The sequence below is a fragment of the Vibrio sp. EJY3 genome, from assembly GCF_000241385.1.
Taxonomy (GTDB): domain Bacteria; phylum Pseudomonadota; class Gammaproteobacteria; order Enterobacterales; family Vibrionaceae; genus Vibrio; species Vibrio natriegens.
In genome coordinates, this window is record NC_016613.1 from 268,620 (window position 1) to 285,044 (window position 16,425).

Genomic DNA, 16,425 nt, shown 5'->3' on the forward strand with positions numbered 1-16,425 from the left:
AAAAGAAGCGCAGGCTATTGCGCTTTTACATCTTGAGCTACTTCTAGTTTTTCTTTACCAAATATACGGCGTACCCAACTCGTAATACGCCAAATGTAAGCTAGGGTAGAGAAGTAAATAGCAAATACCACAATAAAGGAATAGAACATAACTGGCTCGCTAATGTTCATAAACTCCCCATAAATACCAAACAAGGCAAAAACAGAGGCCAGTAAACAGATCGCAAATAGAGTCTGGTGTGAGGTAAATCCAATACGTTGGAATATATGGTGAAGGTGCTCTCGGTCAGGTTTAAATGGCGAATCTCCGCGGCGAATACGGCGAACCATAATGGCAACCATATCCATAAGTGGTAAGCCGATGAGCCATAAAGCAGTAACTGGACGGATAAACGGCTCTGAACGGGTTTGACTTGCGGACAGAAGTAACCAAATTACGGTGAAGCCAATTAGCATACTTCCTGCATCACCCATAAATACTTTGCGTTTACGGCCTAAAAGACCGAGATTCATCATAATATAAGGCAACATTGCGACAATGATAACAACGCAGAAATAAGCTAATGTATAGTGGCTGTCTGCATGTAATAGCAGGGCTATTGAACCTAAAGAAACAATAGATAGCCCACCAAGTAAACCATCGATACCATCCACCATATTAAAGGCGTTAATTGCACCAATAACGGCTAGCACGGTAATAACAGGGCTTATAATGCCTAGAGAGATGTCACCAAAGCCAAACATATTGCCCAAGCTGTGCAGCTCAGTGCCATACGTTTCCATCATAATAAGGGATAGGATCGCCTGAACGCCCATTCGAGCTTTAAAGTTTAAGTCTACTTTATCGTCTATTGCGCCAATCAACGTCAGCACAGCAATACACGCTAGGTAAAGCCAGCTATGTTCTATTGCTTCTGGCCTGAACGCTAAATATTGCGCTAGAACGAAACAAATTGAAATACCACCAACCAAAGGGATGGCACCATTGTGAAGCTTTCTTTTGTTTGGTTTGTCTACCAAACCTATCCTTTTTGCAAGTTTTCGCATTAAGAAGAGAGTTACACATGAAGAAATAAAGATACTACTCAATTCTAAAAACATGATTTAGCCAACGTGTGTTTAATAATTTTTTTATCTAATTGTGTGATTTTACTTCAAACCGTTTACAGACTAAAGAGTAATTGACACTTTGCTGTCTATTTTTTGACAATGTCAATCTTGACATTTTTGTTATTTAAACTAGCAAGCATCGGTCTAGTCCAATTTTTCAAATTCTGATATTCTCGGATAAAAAGAAACCAAGGATTTATCAATGAAAATTGCAGTTGCAGGTACCGGCTATGTAGGGCTTTCCAACGCCATGCTGTTGGCACAGAACCACGAAGTTGTTGCGTTGGATATCATTTCAGAAAAAGTTGAGTTGCTAAACAAAAAGCAACCTCCGATTGTGGATGCGGAAATAGAATACTTCCTAGAAAAAAAGCAGTTAAATTTTGTCGCTACGACAGATAGAGAGTTGGCCTACAGTGGTGCTCAATACGTTGTGATTGCTACACCAACTGATTACGACCCGACGACGAACTACTTTAATACCTCTTCGGTAGAAGCCGTGATTAAAGACGTAATGTCAATTAATCCAGATGCTGTGATGGTCATCAAGTCGACGGTGCCGGTTGGTTACACTGCTCGTATTAAGCAAGAGCTAGGCTGCGAAAACGTTATCTTTTCACCAGAGTTTCTACGCGAGGGTAAAGCGCTTTACGACAACCTACACCCATCTCGTATTATTGTCGGTGAGCGTAGTGAACGTGCCGAGACTTTCGCAAGTTTGTTAGTTGAAGGTGCGGTAAAAGAAGACATTCAGGTACTGTTTACCGATTCAACAGAAGCAGAAGCGGTTAAGCTGTTTTCAAACACTTATTTAGCGATGCGTGTTGCGTATTTCAATGAGCTGGATTCTTACGCGGAAGCGCATGGCTTAGACGCACGCCAAATTATCGAAGGTGTCGGTTTAGATCCTCGTATTGGCAATCATTACAATAATCCATCGTTTGGTTACGGTGGCTACTGTCTGCCAAAAGACACCAAGCAGCTTCTTGCAAACTATCAAGATGTACCAAATAACATCATTGGTGCAATTGTAGATGCAAACCGCACGCGCAAGGACTTTATTGCAGAGTCGATCATCAAACGCCAGCCTAAAGTCGTCGGTATTTACCGCCTGATCATGAAGGCAGGTTCTGATAACTTCCGCGCTTCTTCTATTCAGGGCATCATGAAACGCATCAAAGCTAAAGGTATTGATGTCGTGGTGTATGAGCCTGTTCTGCAGGAAGAGGAGTTCTTCAACTCTCGTGTCGTAAAAGATTTGAGCGAGTTCAAACAGACTGCTGATGTGATCGTTTCAAACCGTATGGTAGAAGAACTGGCTGACGTCGCAGATAAAGTCTATACACGTGACCTGTTTGGTAGCGATTAATTTCAATTTTTCTTAAAGCTAAAGGCTCCTTCCGAGGAGCTTTTTTTCAGTTGGTAATTAAAAATGATAAAAAAATGTCTATTCCCAGCAGCGGGTTACGGTACACGTTTCTTGCCTGCTACTAAATCTATGCCAAAAGAAATGATGCCAGTGGTCAACAAACCACTCATCGAGTATGGCGTCGAAGAAGCCATTGAAGCAGGCATGGACGGCATGTGTATTGTGACAGGCCGTGGCAAGCACTCGCTGATGGATCACTTCGATAAAAACTACGAATTAGAGCATCAAATCAGCGGTAGTAGTAAAGAAGTGCTGTTAGATGATATCCGTAGTTTGATTGATTCAGCGAGCTACACTTATATCCGTCAGAGTGAAATGAAAGGCTTAGGTCATGCTATTCTGACCGGGCGTGAGCTTGTGGGTGACGAACCGTTCGCCGTGGTATTGGCCGATGACCTGTGTGTTAACGAAGACAAAGGTGTTTTGGCGCAGATGGTTGAGTTGTACAAGCAGTTCCGCTGTTCGATTGTTGCCGTACAAGAAGTCCCAGAAACAGAGACGCATAAGTACGGTGTCATTGCCGGTGAGATGATCAAAGACGACATCTTCCGCATCGACAATATGGTTGAAAAGCCAGAGCCGGGCACCGCACCAAGTAATCTGGCGATCATTGGTCGCTATATTTTGACTCCTGATATATTCGAATTAATTGAAAATACTGAGCCGGGCAAAGGTGGCGAAATTCAAATTACGGATGCGCTGATGCAGCAAGCACAAAACGGCTGCGTATTGGCGTACAAGTTTAAGGGGCAGCGCTTCGACTGTGGTAGCGTAGAAGGTTACATTGAGGCGACAAATTACTGCTTCGAGAATATTTACAACAAACCTTCGAAAAATCAGGTTGAAGACGTACCCGCAGTAAAAGTGGCTTAATTACGTTAGGGCCCAGGTACTAGATTCCTAGGCCCATAACCTCCACTATCAATAAACCACCGTAAATACTTTCTTCTCTAATTCCTTCCCCAATACTTGTTGGGCTTCATCTTCCCCATGAATCAAATGAATGGCTGTTGGTGTTGTGGGAATGCCAGTAATAAACTTGAGTAAATCACTTTTGTCTGCATGGGCGGAATAACCAGAAATAGTATGAATCTGAGCATTAACTTGGATTTCTTGAGCATCTATCTCAACCTCTGAAATTCCTGATTGTATCGCCTCACCCAACGTACCTTGAGCTTGATAGCCAGCGAATAGCACATCGTTTCTTTTATCCGGAAGCAGTGCTTTTAAATAGTTGACGATTCTACCGCCTTCACACATTCCGGAAGCGGCCACAACAATGGCGGGTTCATCAGTTAAAGCGAGTCGGTTTACTAAGGCTTTATGCTCGGTGTGGCTCTGTACAGTAATACACTGATCGAACGCGAGTGGATGGCGTTGATTATCTAATCTTTGTTTTGCTTCCTGACTCCATAAGGTTTTAAAACGTCGATACGTTTTTGTCACTTCTTTTGCTAGAGGGGAGTCTAGGATGATGGGTAATGAAGGTGCCAATTCATGCTGGTTAATCAATTGCTCAATATCAAATAGCAGCTCTTGTGTTCGACCTACACTAAAAGCAGGGATCAGAATTACACCACCATCTTTTAACGCATGATCGATGATGTCATTTAAACGCTTTGTTCTCGTTGCAATGTCTTCATGTTGTTTATTGCCGTAGGTGGATTCCATAAATAGGTAGTCCGCGCGCTCTGGCGATTGTGGATCAGGCAAAAGTGGTGTATTCGATGGCCCTAAGTCACCGGAGAAAACGACAACTTCATTATTTGAGAGTTTAAATTCGACATACGCAGAACCCAGTATGTGCCCTGCAGGTTGAAAGCGAACATGTGCGAGGGCAGGGAGTTCTATCCACTGCTGATAAGCGCAGGCCTCGAGCTGTTTCTTGATGATATTGAGGACTTGTTGTCGCTGGTGGTAGTTTAAACCGAGTTGCAGTTTCAAGCCGTCTTCAAGCATTAAAGGGACGAGCTCCGCCGTTGCTTGCGTGCAATATATTGGCCCTTTAAATCCAGCTGCCAGTAACCATGGCAATCTGCCAATGTGATCTATATGAGCGTGAGTCAGAACGAGAGCTTTTATCTGATCGGTAGGAAACTCGATATTCAGTGAGGCATTGCGTCCACCAAAACTGAGGTCCTTGCCTTGAAAGAGTCCACAATCAATCAAAATACTGCCATTGGCGAGCTTAAGCTCATGACAGGATCCAGTAACAGTATGCTTCCCGCCATGATGGATCACACTGGCGATGTCTGATATTGGTGTCGTCATGCTTTCTCCTTATCTATTCAGCATAGGCGAGCAGGCTGTGAAAGAGTAAGGCTTATGTTTCAGTAGATTAGATGTAATAAGTTGGAAAAGTACTGAAATGCGATTAAGTTAGCATCAATAAACACTGTAATAGAGAAAAGCGACAAAGAAGCGTGATTTAGGAGTTACGTACAAAGTTTTTTATCGTTAGTGTATTTGCCTTGGTTTATGTATTCACAGTTAGTAGATTCCTGATGCCGCTTAGGCTCCTCGGAATGATGCTCTTGAGGGAAGGACCTAGATACTAAAACCTAGCAACTTTAACCCTAATATCCGAGCGACTCGTCACAGTTTTCCTCGTTCGTGGTACAATTAGCATTAAGTTCAAAGAGAGCCTCTTGAAAGTATAACGTAAGCGTATTTCTGCTGTCGATTACAAGAGAAAACATGTAAAGGTTAAAGATGCAATCAGATCATGAATTCCAAAATTGGGCGGTCATTGGTAAGGGTACCGAGCGAGTTTGTTATCAAAATCCCAGCAACCCTGCTCAGTGTGTAAAGTTAAGTCAGAAAGACGCTGCAAAGCAAACGTATCGAGAAATTGAGTTTTTTGAGCGATTAAAAAAGAAAAACGTTCAATTCGCACATATCCCTAATTTCTTAGGGGAGGTCACAACAGAGACACGTGTTGGATTTAAGCAGCAAGTGGTTTTGGATGACAATTTGTCAGTCTCAAAGAATCTCGCACAATATCTTGTGCAGCAAGGAGATAATCTTGATATCGATAAGTTGCTGTTGGCAATTCGAGTTCTCAAAGATTACTTGCTTAAGAACAGGGTCATACCAAGCGACTTGGTGATGACAAATATATTGGTGAGGCAGGCAGAAAGCGATATCACACTTTATCTGATTGATGGATTTGGCAATACAGAGTTTATTCCGATATCTGATTTTATCCCTTACCTGACAAGTAAAAAAATTAATCGTAAGTTTAAGAAATTTTTGAGAAAGAACTTACACCTAAGTATGCAGATTAGAGATAAGGATGAAGAGTTAGCAACTTACAATCGTAAAGTTGATGAGTTTGAGTCTTTATATCTGAAATAACCAGCTGTTCTAAGTTGCGAGTGTTGGTGGTTGATTAGATAGATATCTAGGAATACAAAAAGGGATGCATCACGCATCCCTTTGTTATTTTTCTTGTTTATAAACAAGATTAAGCTTTTGCTGCTGCCGCTGCTTTAGCGATTGCTGCGAAGCTCTTCGCGTCTAGAGAAGCACCACCAACTAGAGCACCATCGATGTCTGGTTGTGAGAAGTATGCTTCTGCGTTTTCTGGTTTAACAGAACCGCCGTATTGGATGATTACTTGCTCAGCAACTGCTTCGTCTTTCGCTGCGATTAGTGCACGGATAGAAGCGTGGATGCGTTGTGCATCTTCAGCTGTTGCTGCTTTACCAGTACCGATTGCCCAGATTGGTTCGTAAGCAATGATTGCGCCGTTTAGAGCTTCAACGCCGTAAGCGTCGATAACTGCGTTGATTTGACGAGCACATACTGCTTCAGTTTCGCCTGCTTCGTTTTGTGCTTCAGATTCACCGATACAGAAAACTGGCGTTAGGCCGTTTTCTTTTAGGAAGTTAAATTTCTTCGCGATGAACTCGTCTGATTCGTTGTGGTAATCACGACGCTCAGAGTGGCCGATGATGATGTGTGTAGCACCGAAATCTTTCAACATTTCTGGAGACATGTCGCCAGTGAAAGCACCGCTGTTGTTTAGGTCAGTGTTTTGCGCACCTAGAATGATCTTGTTACCGCCTTCTGCGATTACGCGCTCAGCTAGATCGATGTAAAGTGCTGGTGGAGCTACTGCTACGTCAACACCTTCAACGCCTTCAAGCTCAGCGTTAAGACCAGTTAGCAGCTCAGTTACCATTGCTTTGCTGCCGTTTAGTTTCCAGTTACCCATAACTACAGGACGACGCATAGGAATATCTCCGTATTATCTATTAATGATTAATGTAAAAAATCTACGAAAGAATATAACAGAATAATTTGAACAGATCATGATTGGTATCATGTCTTGTTCGGCTTTGTACATCTGGTCAGCGTAGCACTTGTTTCTGTCAGTTCTATCAAAAGCAATCGATTGGTGATCACGTAGACAGAATGATAGTTCATTCCTCGGAAATTGCAGCTTGGATTGGTATTACTACGCACTGGATTTTAATGTTGTAGAAAGGAATCAAAATGCCAAATTTGGTTTTAGAGTATTCGAACTCAGTGGAAGAGCGCGTCAACGTTCAAGGATTACTAGAAGATTTACATAGAGCCGCGTTGGATTGCGGGCTTTTTGAATTGGCATCAGTGAAGTCAAGAACACTCCGCTGTCATAACTGGCTAATAGGTGAAGAAGGCGACAGTCTGGATTTTATCCATGTAAACTTTGATTTACTGGAAGGAAGAACGTCAGAACAAAAACGAGCGTTATCCCGAGACTTAATGGTTGTACTTCAAGAGCAAGCCAGCCATGTTCACAGCCTAACGGTGAACATTCGCGATATGGATGTGGAGAGTTTTCAGAAAGTAGTGAACTAACGACCATCTTCTTCTATTAACTCGCTGCGTGGTGACCTTTCTCACGCAGTGAAGCCTTAGTTCATCTACCCCTAGTTTTGTGATTCTGCTAACCTATTGCACGGCATTGACTTCTAGGTCTATTTAATGAAACTTTTCTACTACCTTAACAACTTACTACTCAACGTCGTTCCGTCCTTTGTTTTTCAACGACGTAAAGCTCAATTAGAGCGCCATTTTGAACAGGATAAAGACGCGATTCAGGCTCGTGTTGATTATTACTGTAAGCCGAATGAATTACATGAGTTACCAAGTGATGCTATCACGCAACACACCTATCAGCGTCGTGGCAAGAGTGCTTACTTCTATGACTTAAAGCAGTACCTGCACTATTTTCCTAAACACCTTAAGTTCGCGTACTACTTTGGCGACCACGTAAAAGTCGAGCCACAGCCAACTCTGTATAAAGCCAGGCCGACACAGGGTGACAACTCAACGTCGGTGTTGTTTAAGTTAGATAAAATGCGCCACTTTCGTTTTATTGAAGACAAAACAGAATATCTGGATAAGAAAGATATGGCGGTTTTCCGCGGCGCTGTTAAACAAAAACATCGCATTCGTTTTATGAACGCCATGTTTGGCCATCCACTGGTAGATGCGGGTCAATCAAACCCGTCTAAAGAGCACCCTGAGTGGAAGCAGCCATTTATGTCCATTGAGGAGCAGCTTCAATATAAATTTCTCATTTGCCTAGAAGGGAATGACGTGGCTTCTAACTTAAAATGGGCGATGTCTTCAAACTCAGTCGTTATCACGCCGAAAATGCGATTCGAAACCTGGTTTATGGAGGGGGCACTTAAGCCGAGTGTACATTATATAGAAGTTAAAGATGATTGGTCTGACTTTGAAGATAAGGTCAATTACTACTTAAAGAACCCAGCTGAAGCCAAGAAAATTTTGGATAATGCCCATGAGCATGTTGCGCAGTTCCAAGATAAAAATAGAGAAGACCTTGTCTGTATCAAAACGTTGGAAAAGTATTTCTCTATCACTAATCGCTGATTTTTATTGATATTTTAAAACATGAAGGCTCGTCTGCTCTATGCTAGTAGTAAAGACAAACTTTTAGGCTACCAGTGCTATTTGAATGACATGTTTATTTTTTTGGGTAATTGCGAATGCTAACTAAAGAGCTATTGTTTTCTTTTCGAGGGCGTATCGGGCGTAAAACGTTTTGGATATGGAACATTGTCTATTACGTTTCTATCTTAGGTTTTGGCGTGGGTATCAATCAGCTGTTTCCCGCGTTTTCTCACCTTCTGCTGCCTATTTTTCTCTTGGTCATGCTTATTCCTGATCTCGCGATTACCACAAAGCGCTGGCACGATCGTGATAAATCGATTTATTGGTTAGCGCTGAATATTCCTTTGGTTTTGGGCCGACTCGCTACACCAATGACGAGCCCAGTTTCACAAGAGTCGGCTACGCCGCAACTGTTCATTGCTTCTATATCTTTAATTTGTGGCTTATGGATTTTGGTTGAATGTGGTTTATTAAAAGGAACGAAAGGCCCTAATAAGTACGGTCCTGATCCGGTTGGATAAATGATGCTGCTCGCTAGGACGACGAGTGAGCGTATTGGTAAGTTTAAGGGCGATTATTACAGGATCCGAGAGTCATCAACAATAATCGTCATTGTCCCTCATTGACCTGAATTGAACCACATTACGTGTCTTTTCAGGTTGTGGTGTTCCTTGCAACGCTTCTCTGAACTTTATCACTTGTTTCTGTAGTTCATTCATCAATGCCACGTTGACATGGTTTGGGTTTTTACAGTTGTTGATCACTCTGTCTGTATGGCTCTGCTGCGCCCAAAGTCGTGGCTGCATGCTTTCTGATGCGCCTTCTATCATTTCGCGGGCCTTATCTTGTCGGAATTGCTCAAAAGCTTCCGGGTCATCTTGTGCCATTTGCATTAGTTCGTCGAAAGAAGGCAGAGTTTGCGGTTTGTGAGTACGCAGATTGGCCATCGTTTGTCTCCCAATCCATACGGATAGTTACACTTCGATATTAAAAGCGTATATCACGGACAAGAGGAGAACGGCGAAATGACTCTGTAGTCTCAGATATAAGAGAGCATTTTCATAGGTGAGTTGTAGGCAGGAGCTGCGTGTTTCTAATCATTACCTACGCTTGAATACGGTATACGCAACGTCGCTGGCCGCTAATGATATGCTCAGTGCGTTCCACACGAGTTTCACCACCAAGTAGAGCTTGGAATACACTTAGCTCTGACTGGCAGAGGCTAGGGCAACGTGTAGCAGCTTTACAAATCGGACAGTGGTTCTCAATTAAGATAAAACCGTGCTCATCTTGCTCTAGTTCTGCCATGTAGCCTTCTTGTTCTCGTAATGAGACGAGCGTTTTCAATTTGCTTTCCAGCGTGTCACATTGATCAAGATGTTGACGATAGTTTTGTAACGTGAGCTTTTCGCGCTCAGAGGTCACTTTCTCTAGGCCATCTTTACCAAAGATGTGTTCGACGGCTTCGATGAATTGTACGGTAAGTTCACCATGGCGATCGGCAAATTGCTCATGGCCTTTTTGAGTAAGAGCCCAGTGTCTGGTCGGGCGACCGACTTTGACTTTGACGTCGTAGATAGACAGGATGCCATCATCTTCTAAACCTTGCAGATGCTGACGTGCACCCATGGTGGTCATTCCAAGTTCAGAAGAGAGTTGTTTTGCCGTGACAGAGCCGTCACGCTTAACGATTTGCAATATCCTATCTACGGTTTTCATATTCCCACCATTTATATGTCATGACATATTATGCGCGATAGGTTTTGTAAAGAAAAGTGTTGACTTAGTTTTGGCGAGATAAGCGAGATTCTAGGGCCGTTTATCCAGGCCCTAGAATCTCTGATCTTTATTAAAGAATAATATCGCGCACTTCTTGATCTTTACGCTCTAAGTAATGGATCGACTTGATGCGACGGATGGTGCGGCAGCGACCACGAATGAGCAGCGTTTCGGTTGTCGCGATATTGCCTTGGCGAGTAATACCTTCTAACAGATCACCTTTGGTGATGCCTGTCGCGGAGAACACAACGTTGTCACTGCATGCCATGTCTTCCATTTTCAACACGACGTTTGCTTTCACTCCCATCTCTTCACAGCGTTTTAGTTCGGCTGCGCCGTAGATGCGGTTTTCTTCTGTATTACCTTTTACTTCATGACGAGGTAGTAGACGGCCATGCATGTCACCATCTAGTGCACGAATTACCGCCGCAGAAACTACGCCTTCTGGTGCGCCGCCAATGCAGTACATGACGTCCACTTCGCTGTCTGGCATACAAGTCAGGATTGAAGCAGCCACGTCACCGTCTGGCACAGCAAATACACGTACGCCCATTGCCTGCATTTCTGCGATCACTTTGTCGTGACGAGGCTTAGCCAGCGTGATCACAACTAAAGTGTCTAGAGTTTTGTTCAGCGCCTTGGCGATGTTCTCTAGGTTTTCATTTAGTGGCTTTTCTAAATCGATAACGCCTTTTGCACCTGGGCCAACCACCAGTTTTTCCATGTACATGTCAGGCGCTTTAAGGAAACTGCCTTTTTCACCGGCCGCAAGAACCGCTAAAGCATTTGATTGACCCATGGCCGTCATGCGTGTGCCTTCGATAGGATCGACTGCAATATCGACTTCATCGCCACCAATACCCACTTGCTCACCGATGTACAGCATTGGTGCATCATCGATTTCACCTTCGCCAATAACAATTTCACCGCTGATTTCTGTTTTGTTCAGTAGTGTGCGCATAACCTCAACGGCTGCACCGTCCGCTGCGTTTTTATCGCCGCGACCAAGCCATTTATAACCAGCCAGTGCTGCACCTTCAGTAACACGGGAAAATGCCATTGCTAAATCACGTTTCATGATGTCTCCAAGTAAGCAAGAGGGAAGAAGAATTTGCGCGGCGATTTTACCATAACGAGTGTTAAACGTTTGCGTTTTTGCCGAGCTTTTACTTTGGTTAAGTTGAATTTGATCAATACTGAGTGCGTTTTTCTCGTGGCGAGAGGCAAATACCTTGCTCAAAAATGCTTCGGTGATCAGAAAAGTCAGCATTTAGTGAGATTGCGCCGGTTTTTTAACCGAATGATGCAAAATATCGAATATAGTGAGTGTTTCTCGTCGCAACGCTGAGTAGAATGAACCTCATATAGGTAAGGTGCGCGCCTGTCTCGTGCATCATCCCAACGGAACAACATAGGTAGGCCAAGATGTCTTTTGAAGTATTAGCACAACTAGAATCTAAAATTCAAACTGCAGTTGACACAATCACTCTTCTTCAAATGGAAGTTGAAGAGCTGAAAGAAGATAAAGTAAAGCTAGAAGCACAAGCAAACGAGCTTCGCACGCAACGTGAAGAGCTTGAGCAAAAAGCAGAGCAAGCACAGCAAGAGCACGCGCAGTGGCAAGAGCGCATTCGTGCACTACTTGGCAAAATGGAAGAAGTGGAATAATTCTACTTTTCTGTCCAGAATTGAAAACACCCGCTATAAGCGGGTGTTTGTGTATTTGGTGTCGGGAAAAGCGCTAAAGCCTAGGATCTTGTTCCTCTAACTCTTCTTCCTCAACTTCCTCGTCCAGTTCTAGGTCTATATTGAGCGGTTCTGGAGAGAGAATGATGCCAGTACTGTCCGCGTAAATGTAGTCTTCTGGTAGAAAGCTAACGCCGCCAAAGTTCACCGGTACGTCGAGTTCACCTATCCCCTGGCTAGATGCGCCGACAGGAATAGAAGCGAGAGCCTGAATGCCAAGGTTCATATCTTCGAGTTCGTCGACTTCACGAACGCAGCCGTATACGACAATGCCTTCCCACTCATTTTCTTCTGCGATGGTTGCGATTTCTGCGTCGACAAGGGCTTTGCGTAAGGAACCACCACCGTCAATTAGCAGCACGCGACCTAGGCCATCTTGCTCTAACGTTTCACGGATCAGAGAATTGTCTTCAAAACACTTGATGGTGGTGATTTGTCCGGCAAAGGAAGCGCGACCGCCAAAGTTACTGAACATTGGTTCAACCACATCTACCTGCTCGAGGTAAATATCACAGAGTGCTGAGGTATTGTATTCCATAGCGTACCTTTCTAAACAGAAACTGGTTGTCTTTGAGTATATCTGGGCATTAAGTCAATGCAATGACAATCCTTTTTTAACTTACCAGAGTTTGAGCTACCACAATTGTTGCAAATAAAACGTTGGTAACCAGCGAGCATTTTACGATCACTGGCATCATAGGTGCGATCTGTGCAGGCTTTTCGGTTTCCCAAACGGCTTTGCCATGGTGGGCGACAAAATAAATGCTCAATAAGAATGGCAGACTGATCCAAACCGGTTTGTCCTGAATAAGCAGGTAAACAGCGAAAGCGAGAATAGCGCCACCTAATAAGATGAAATGGTACTGTTTGGCCTTCTGTTGCCCTAAACGCACGGCTACGGTTCGTTTTCCACACTCACGGTCGTTATCAATATCACGCATGTTATTGATATTCAGCACTGCGACGGCCAGTAAGCCGCACCCTAAAGCGGGTAAGAATAGGGTGGTATCGACATGTCCGGTATGCAGAAAATAGGTGCCGGATACGCCAAGCAAGCCAAAAAACAGAAATACAGAAATATCACCCAGTCCGACATAACCGTACGGTTTACTGCCCATGGTGTAGGCAATGGCGGCGAGGATGGCAAGAATACCCAATCCGATGAAGGTGAGAATACTTTCAAGAGAGCTCAAAGAGTAAAACACTAAGATCAGGCCGGAAATGACGGTGAGCACGATGTTGAAGCCAATTGCCTGCTTCATTTGCTCTTTCGTTACTGCGCCAGACTGTAAAGCACGCAGTGGACCGAGACGTTTTTCATTGTCGGTTCCTTTTACTGCGTCGCCATAATCGTTGGCCAGATTGGAAAGGATCTGTAACAGAGTCGCGGTGATAAACGCCATCAAGGAAATAGGCAAAGAGAATTGACCTGCAGCATAAGCAAGCACACTACCAGTAAGAATAGAGACTAATGCCAGCGGTAATGTTTTGGGACGAGCGGCGTCGAGCCAGATCTGTAGAGATTGTTTCATGGATATTTCGTGCTAGTAACCGATGTGTCCAGTATAAGCATAAAGAAGCAGATGCGCTATTGACCTAAAGCAAGTCAAAGAGAGTCAGGAAGTGAAGGGTTGGTTGAAAAGCGAGGTTCTGGACTTTGAAGTATGAGAATAGCATTTCAAGTACGATTGCCCGGCGATTGCACAAATACACTGTTGTTGAATTGTCTATGCAGAACTAAAAAGCCCAGAGACTGAATCTCTGGGCTTTGTTGATTAAGGGGCTTATTAAAGAATAAAGCGGCTTAGATCTTCATCTTCAATTGTATCGCCCAGACGAGCTTGCACGTAGGCTGCGTCGATCACAAACTTAGCACCAGATTGCTCTGCTGCATCGTAAGAGATTTCGTCCATCAGACGTTCCATAACGGTATGCAGACGACGAGCACCGATGTTTTCGGTGGTTTCATTTACTGTCCATGCGGCTTCAGCAATTCGCGTGATACCGTCTTCAGTAAATTCAATGTCGACATCTTCTGTCTTCATCAACGCGATGTATTGCTCAGTCAATGACGCTTTAGGTTCCGTCAGAATACGTTTGAAGTCGTTACTGCTTAGTGCTTCAAGTTCAACACGAATTGGCAAACGGCCTTGCAGCTCAGGGATAAGATCAGAAGGCTTCGCGACCTGGAATGCACCAGAAGCTACAAACAAGATGTGGTCTGTTTTTACCATGCCGTGTTTGGTTGAAACAGTGCTGCCTTCAATCAGAGGTAACAGGTCACGCTGAACACCTTCACGTGAAACGTCAGGGCCAGAGCTCTCACCACGTTTACAGATCTTGTCGATCTCATCAATGAAGACGATACCGTTGTTTTCAACGTTGTAAATCGCTGCTTCTTTCAGCTCTTCCTGGTTCACAAGCTTCGCTGCTTCTTCCTCGGCAAGGGCTTTCATCGCGTCTTTGATTTTCAGCTTACGCTTCTTCTTGGTATCGCCCGCTAGGTTCTGGAACATACCTTGCAGCTGGTTGGTCATCTCTTCCATACCAGGAGGCGCCATGATCTCGACACCCATTTGCGGCGCGGCGACATCGATTTCAATCTCTTTATCGTCCAGCTGACCTTCACGCAACTTCTTGCGGAAAATCTGACGAGTGTGAGAGCTATCATCGCTCTGTTCTGCTTGTCCCCAGCTGTCACGAGCTGGTGGCAGTAGAGCATCAAGAATACGCTCTTCAGCTTGCTCTTCAGCGCGGAATTTTACTTTTTCCATCGCTTGTTGATGAGTGAGCTTCACTGCAACATCGGTAAGATCACGGATGATGGTTTCTACTTCTTTACCAACGTAACCTACTTCAGTGAATTTGGTTGCTTCTACTTTTATGAACGGCGCATTTGCAAGCTTAGCAAGGCGGCGTGCAATTTCAGTTTTACCAACACCAGTTGGACCGATCATCAGGATGTTTTTAGGTGTAACTTCGACACGTAGGCTTTCTTCAAGTTGCATACGACGCCAGCGGTTACGAAGAGCAATCGCAACCGAACGTTTTGCTTTGTCTTGACCAATAATATGGCGGTTCAGTTCATGAACGATTTCGCGAGGGGTCATTTCAGACATATTCTTTCCTTACTTCGTTACGATTACTCGGCTGGAGCGGCCAGCTCTGCAGTTGATTCTAGCTCTTCTACAGTGTGATTGTGGTTGGTGAATACACAAATATCGCCAGCAATGTTTAATGCTTTTTCTGCGATTTCACGAGCATCCAGATCTGTGTTCTCTAACAGTGCCGTTGCTGCCGCTTGTGCGTACGCACCACCAGAACCGATCGCAATCAAGTCATTTTCTGGCTGAACCACATCACCATTACCAGTGATGATTAAAGATGCGGTTTCGTCTGCAACAGCAAGTAGTGCTTCCAGCTTACGAAGCGCGCGATCACTACGCCAGTCTTTCGCCAGCTCTACAGCGGCTTTGGTTAAGTGGCCTTGGTGCATTTGCAGTTTGCTTTCGAAGCGCTCGAAAAGGGTGAAGGCATCCGCAGTACCGCCGGCAAACCCAGCCAGTACTTTATTGTTGTAAAGGCGGCGAACTTTACGCGCGTTACCTTTCATTACGGTATTGCCTAGAGATACCTGGCCATCACCCGCGATGACGACTTTATTATTTCGACGTACAGATACAATGGTAGTCACAGTCGACCTCTTAATTATTTCTCTTTGGAAGTAATATTGTATATGGGGGAGAGGAAAAGGGGATTCAAGGGGAAATTAAAGGATGGGGTTTCGGTGGAGTAGGTTTCTAGTGACCTAGGGCCGATTAAACTGGCCCCAGGTTGTACTTTATCGCTAGAAATTCTCTTTCCAAATCGCACACGGTTCGATTTTAGCGCGTTGCAATTTATGGCGATCTTTTTCTGCATCGCGCTTAAATTTGTATGGGCCTAGAATAATGCGATACCAAGAACTGCCTTCTTTCTTAACAATTTTGCTGGTTAAGCCCTGGAAAGCGATGGCGAGCTTACGCTCTTCCGCTTGAGCTTGAGTTTTATAAGCGCCACACTGCATGATGTAAGGGATCTTCGATACTTGAATCTCTTTGGCGACCACTTCCACTTCGCGATTTGGGAGAGATTCTACGTATTCCCATTTCTCTTCGGGTGGGGGAGGTAAATCTGTCTTTGCCTTAGGCTTGCTGACTGGAGCCGTTGATTGCTGCACAACTTGTGGCTGGGGCTCTGGATCATTGTTTAGCAAATATAGCCCATAGCCAAAACCACCCACTAGCACGATTGCCAGTAGACCACTACGCCAAGGTTTCTTTCTTGAAGGCTGTTTTTTTGTCGACTTTTTTGGGGTACCACGCCCCCTTCTTACATAATCTTTGTTTGCCACGGTCATTTCTGGTCATCAAGAATTCTTCCAAATATGTTAATCCAGAACGAGTTGAGAAA

Annotated in this window: 18 protein-coding genes; 7 read left to right on the plus strand and 11 right to left on the minus strand. The window is 44.2% G+C overall.

What is annotated here, in order from left to right:
- Window positions 1-14: 14 nt before the first annotated feature.
- Window positions 15-1,100, minus strand: a complete 1,086-nt coding sequence (gene wecA / locus VEJY3_RS01210; RefSeq protein WP_041170193.1) for a UDP-N-acetylglucosamine--undecaprenyl-phosphate N-acetylglucosaminephosphotransferase — start codon at window positions 1,098-1,100, stop codon at window positions 15-17.
- Window positions 1,101-1,311: 211 nt separating this feature from the next.
- On the opposite strand from wecA, the gene VEJY3_RS01215 reads away from it, so the two are divergent.
- Window positions 1,312-2,478 carry a nucleotide sugar dehydrogenase gene (locus VEJY3_RS01215; protein ID WP_014230643.1) on the plus strand — a complete coding sequence of 389 codons (1,167 nt, stop codon included), beginning with the start codon at window positions 1,312-1,314 and terminating at the stop codon, window positions 2,476-2,478.
- Window positions 2,479-2,541: 63 nt separating this feature from the next.
- Window positions 2,542-3,411, plus strand: coding sequence for a UTP--glucose-1-phosphate uridylyltransferase GalU (gene galU, locus VEJY3_RS01220; protein ID WP_014230644.1), 870 nt, complete (start codon window positions 2,542-2,544; stop codon window positions 3,409-3,411).
- Between the two features lie 48 nt (window positions 3,412-3,459).
- Here galU and VEJY3_RS01225 read toward each other — a convergent pair whose 3' ends face one another.
- Window positions 3,460-4,809, minus strand: coding sequence for an MBL fold metallo-hydrolase RNA specificity domain-containing protein (locus tag VEJY3_RS01225; protein ID WP_014230645.1), 1,350 nt, complete (start codon window positions 4,807-4,809; stop codon window positions 3,460-3,462).
- A 441-nt stretch (window positions 4,810-5,250) separates the two neighbouring features.
- Between VEJY3_RS01225 and VEJY3_RS01230 the strand changes: the two genes are divergently transcribed.
- Entirely contained in the window at window positions 5,251-5,895 is a 645-nt protein-coding gene (locus VEJY3_RS01230) for a YrbL family protein (RefSeq protein WP_014230646.1), read from the plus strand.
- Between the two features lie 109 nt (window positions 5,896-6,004).
- On the opposite strand, the gene tpiA is transcribed toward VEJY3_RS01230, so the two are convergent.
- A complete protein-coding gene (gene tpiA / locus VEJY3_RS01235) occupies window positions 6,005-6,775 on the minus strand; it encodes a triose-phosphate isomerase (protein WP_014230647.1) in 771 nt (256 codons plus the stop codon).
- 263 nt (window positions 6,776-7,038) lie between these two features.
- Here tpiA and VEJY3_RS01240 point away from each other — a divergent pair, with 263 nt between their 5' ends.
- The 3 genes from VEJY3_RS01240 to VEJY3_RS01250 all read left to right on the plus strand — a co-directional run bounded on the left by VEJY3_RS01240 (window position 7,039) and on the right by VEJY3_RS01250 (window position 8,969).
- On the plus strand, window positions 7,039-7,386 hold the full coding sequence (locus VEJY3_RS01240) for a 5-carboxymethyl-2-hydroxymuconate Delta-isomerase (RefSeq protein WP_014230648.1): 348 nt from the start codon (window positions 7,039-7,041) through the stop codon (window positions 7,384-7,386).
- Between the two features lie 126 nt (window positions 7,387-7,512).
- Window positions 7,513-8,427 (plus strand): glycosyl transferase family 90, encoded by a 915-nt coding sequence (locus VEJY3_RS01245; RefSeq protein WP_014230649.1) that lies wholly within the window; start codon window positions 7,513-7,515, stop codon window positions 8,425-8,427.
- Between the two features lie 116 nt (window positions 8,428-8,543).
- Window positions 8,544-8,969: a DUF805 domain-containing protein gene (locus VEJY3_RS01250; protein WP_014230650.1), complete on the plus strand. Its 426-nt coding sequence runs from the start codon at window positions 8,544-8,546 to the stop codon at window positions 8,967-8,969.
- A 75-nt stretch (window positions 8,970-9,044) separates the two neighbouring features.
- Here the strand turns inward: VEJY3_RS01250 and VEJY3_RS01255 are convergent, their stop codons facing one another.
- From VEJY3_RS01255 to glpX, 3 genes are all read right to left on the minus strand, one after another.
- Window positions 9,045-9,395 carry a DUF3135 domain-containing protein gene (locus VEJY3_RS01255; protein WP_014230651.1) on the minus strand — a complete coding sequence of 117 codons (351 nt, stop codon included), beginning with the start codon at window positions 9,393-9,395 and terminating at the stop codon, window positions 9,045-9,047.
- A 157-nt stretch (window positions 9,396-9,552) separates the two neighbouring features.
- Complete coding sequence (locus VEJY3_RS01260) at window positions 9,553-10,167, minus strand: metalloregulator ArsR/SmtB family transcription factor (protein WP_014230652.1); 615 nt, start codon at window positions 10,165-10,167, stop codon at window positions 9,553-9,555.
- 130 nt (window positions 10,168-10,297) lie between these two features.
- Window positions 10,298-11,305, minus strand: coding sequence for a class II fructose-bisphosphatase (gene glpX, locus VEJY3_RS01265; RefSeq protein WP_014230653.1), 1,008 nt, complete (start codon window positions 11,303-11,305; stop codon window positions 10,298-10,300).
- Between the two features lie 347 nt (window positions 11,306-11,652).
- Here glpX and zapB point away from each other — a divergent pair, with 347 nt between their 5' ends.
- Entirely contained in the window at window positions 11,653-11,895 is a 243-nt protein-coding gene (gene zapB / locus VEJY3_RS01270; protein ID WP_014230654.1) for a cell division protein ZapB, read from the plus strand.
- 73 nt (window positions 11,896-11,968) lie between these two features.
- Here zapB and rraA read toward each other — a convergent pair whose 3' ends face one another.
- From rraA to VEJY3_RS01295, 5 genes are all read right to left on the minus strand, one after another.
- Window positions 11,969-12,511 (minus strand): ribonuclease E activity regulator RraA, encoded by a 543-nt coding sequence (gene rraA / locus VEJY3_RS01275; protein ID WP_014230655.1) that lies wholly within the window; start codon window positions 12,509-12,511, stop codon window positions 11,969-11,971.
- A gap of 76 nt (window positions 12,512-12,587) precedes the next feature.
- On the minus strand, window positions 12,588-13,505 hold the full coding sequence (locus VEJY3_RS01280; RefSeq protein WP_014230656.1) for a 1,4-dihydroxy-2-naphthoate polyprenyltransferase: 918 nt from the start codon (window positions 13,503-13,505) through the stop codon (window positions 12,588-12,590).
- A gap of 255 nt (window positions 13,506-13,760) precedes the next feature.
- Entirely contained in the window at window positions 13,761-15,092 is a 1,332-nt protein-coding gene (hslU, locus tag VEJY3_RS01285) for an HslU--HslV peptidase ATPase subunit (RefSeq protein WP_014230657.1), read from the minus strand.
- A gap of 23 nt (window positions 15,093-15,115) precedes the next feature.
- Window positions 15,116-15,667, minus strand: coding sequence for an ATP-dependent protease subunit HslV (hslV, locus tag VEJY3_RS01290; protein ID WP_014230658.1), 552 nt, complete (start codon window positions 15,665-15,667; stop codon window positions 15,116-15,118).
- 153 nt (window positions 15,668-15,820) lie between these two features.
- Window positions 15,821-16,366: an SPOR domain-containing protein gene (locus tag VEJY3_RS01295; protein ID WP_014230659.1), complete on the minus strand. Its 546-nt coding sequence runs from the start codon at window positions 16,364-16,366 to the stop codon at window positions 15,821-15,823.
- Window positions 16,367-16,425 lie beyond the last annotated feature (59 nt).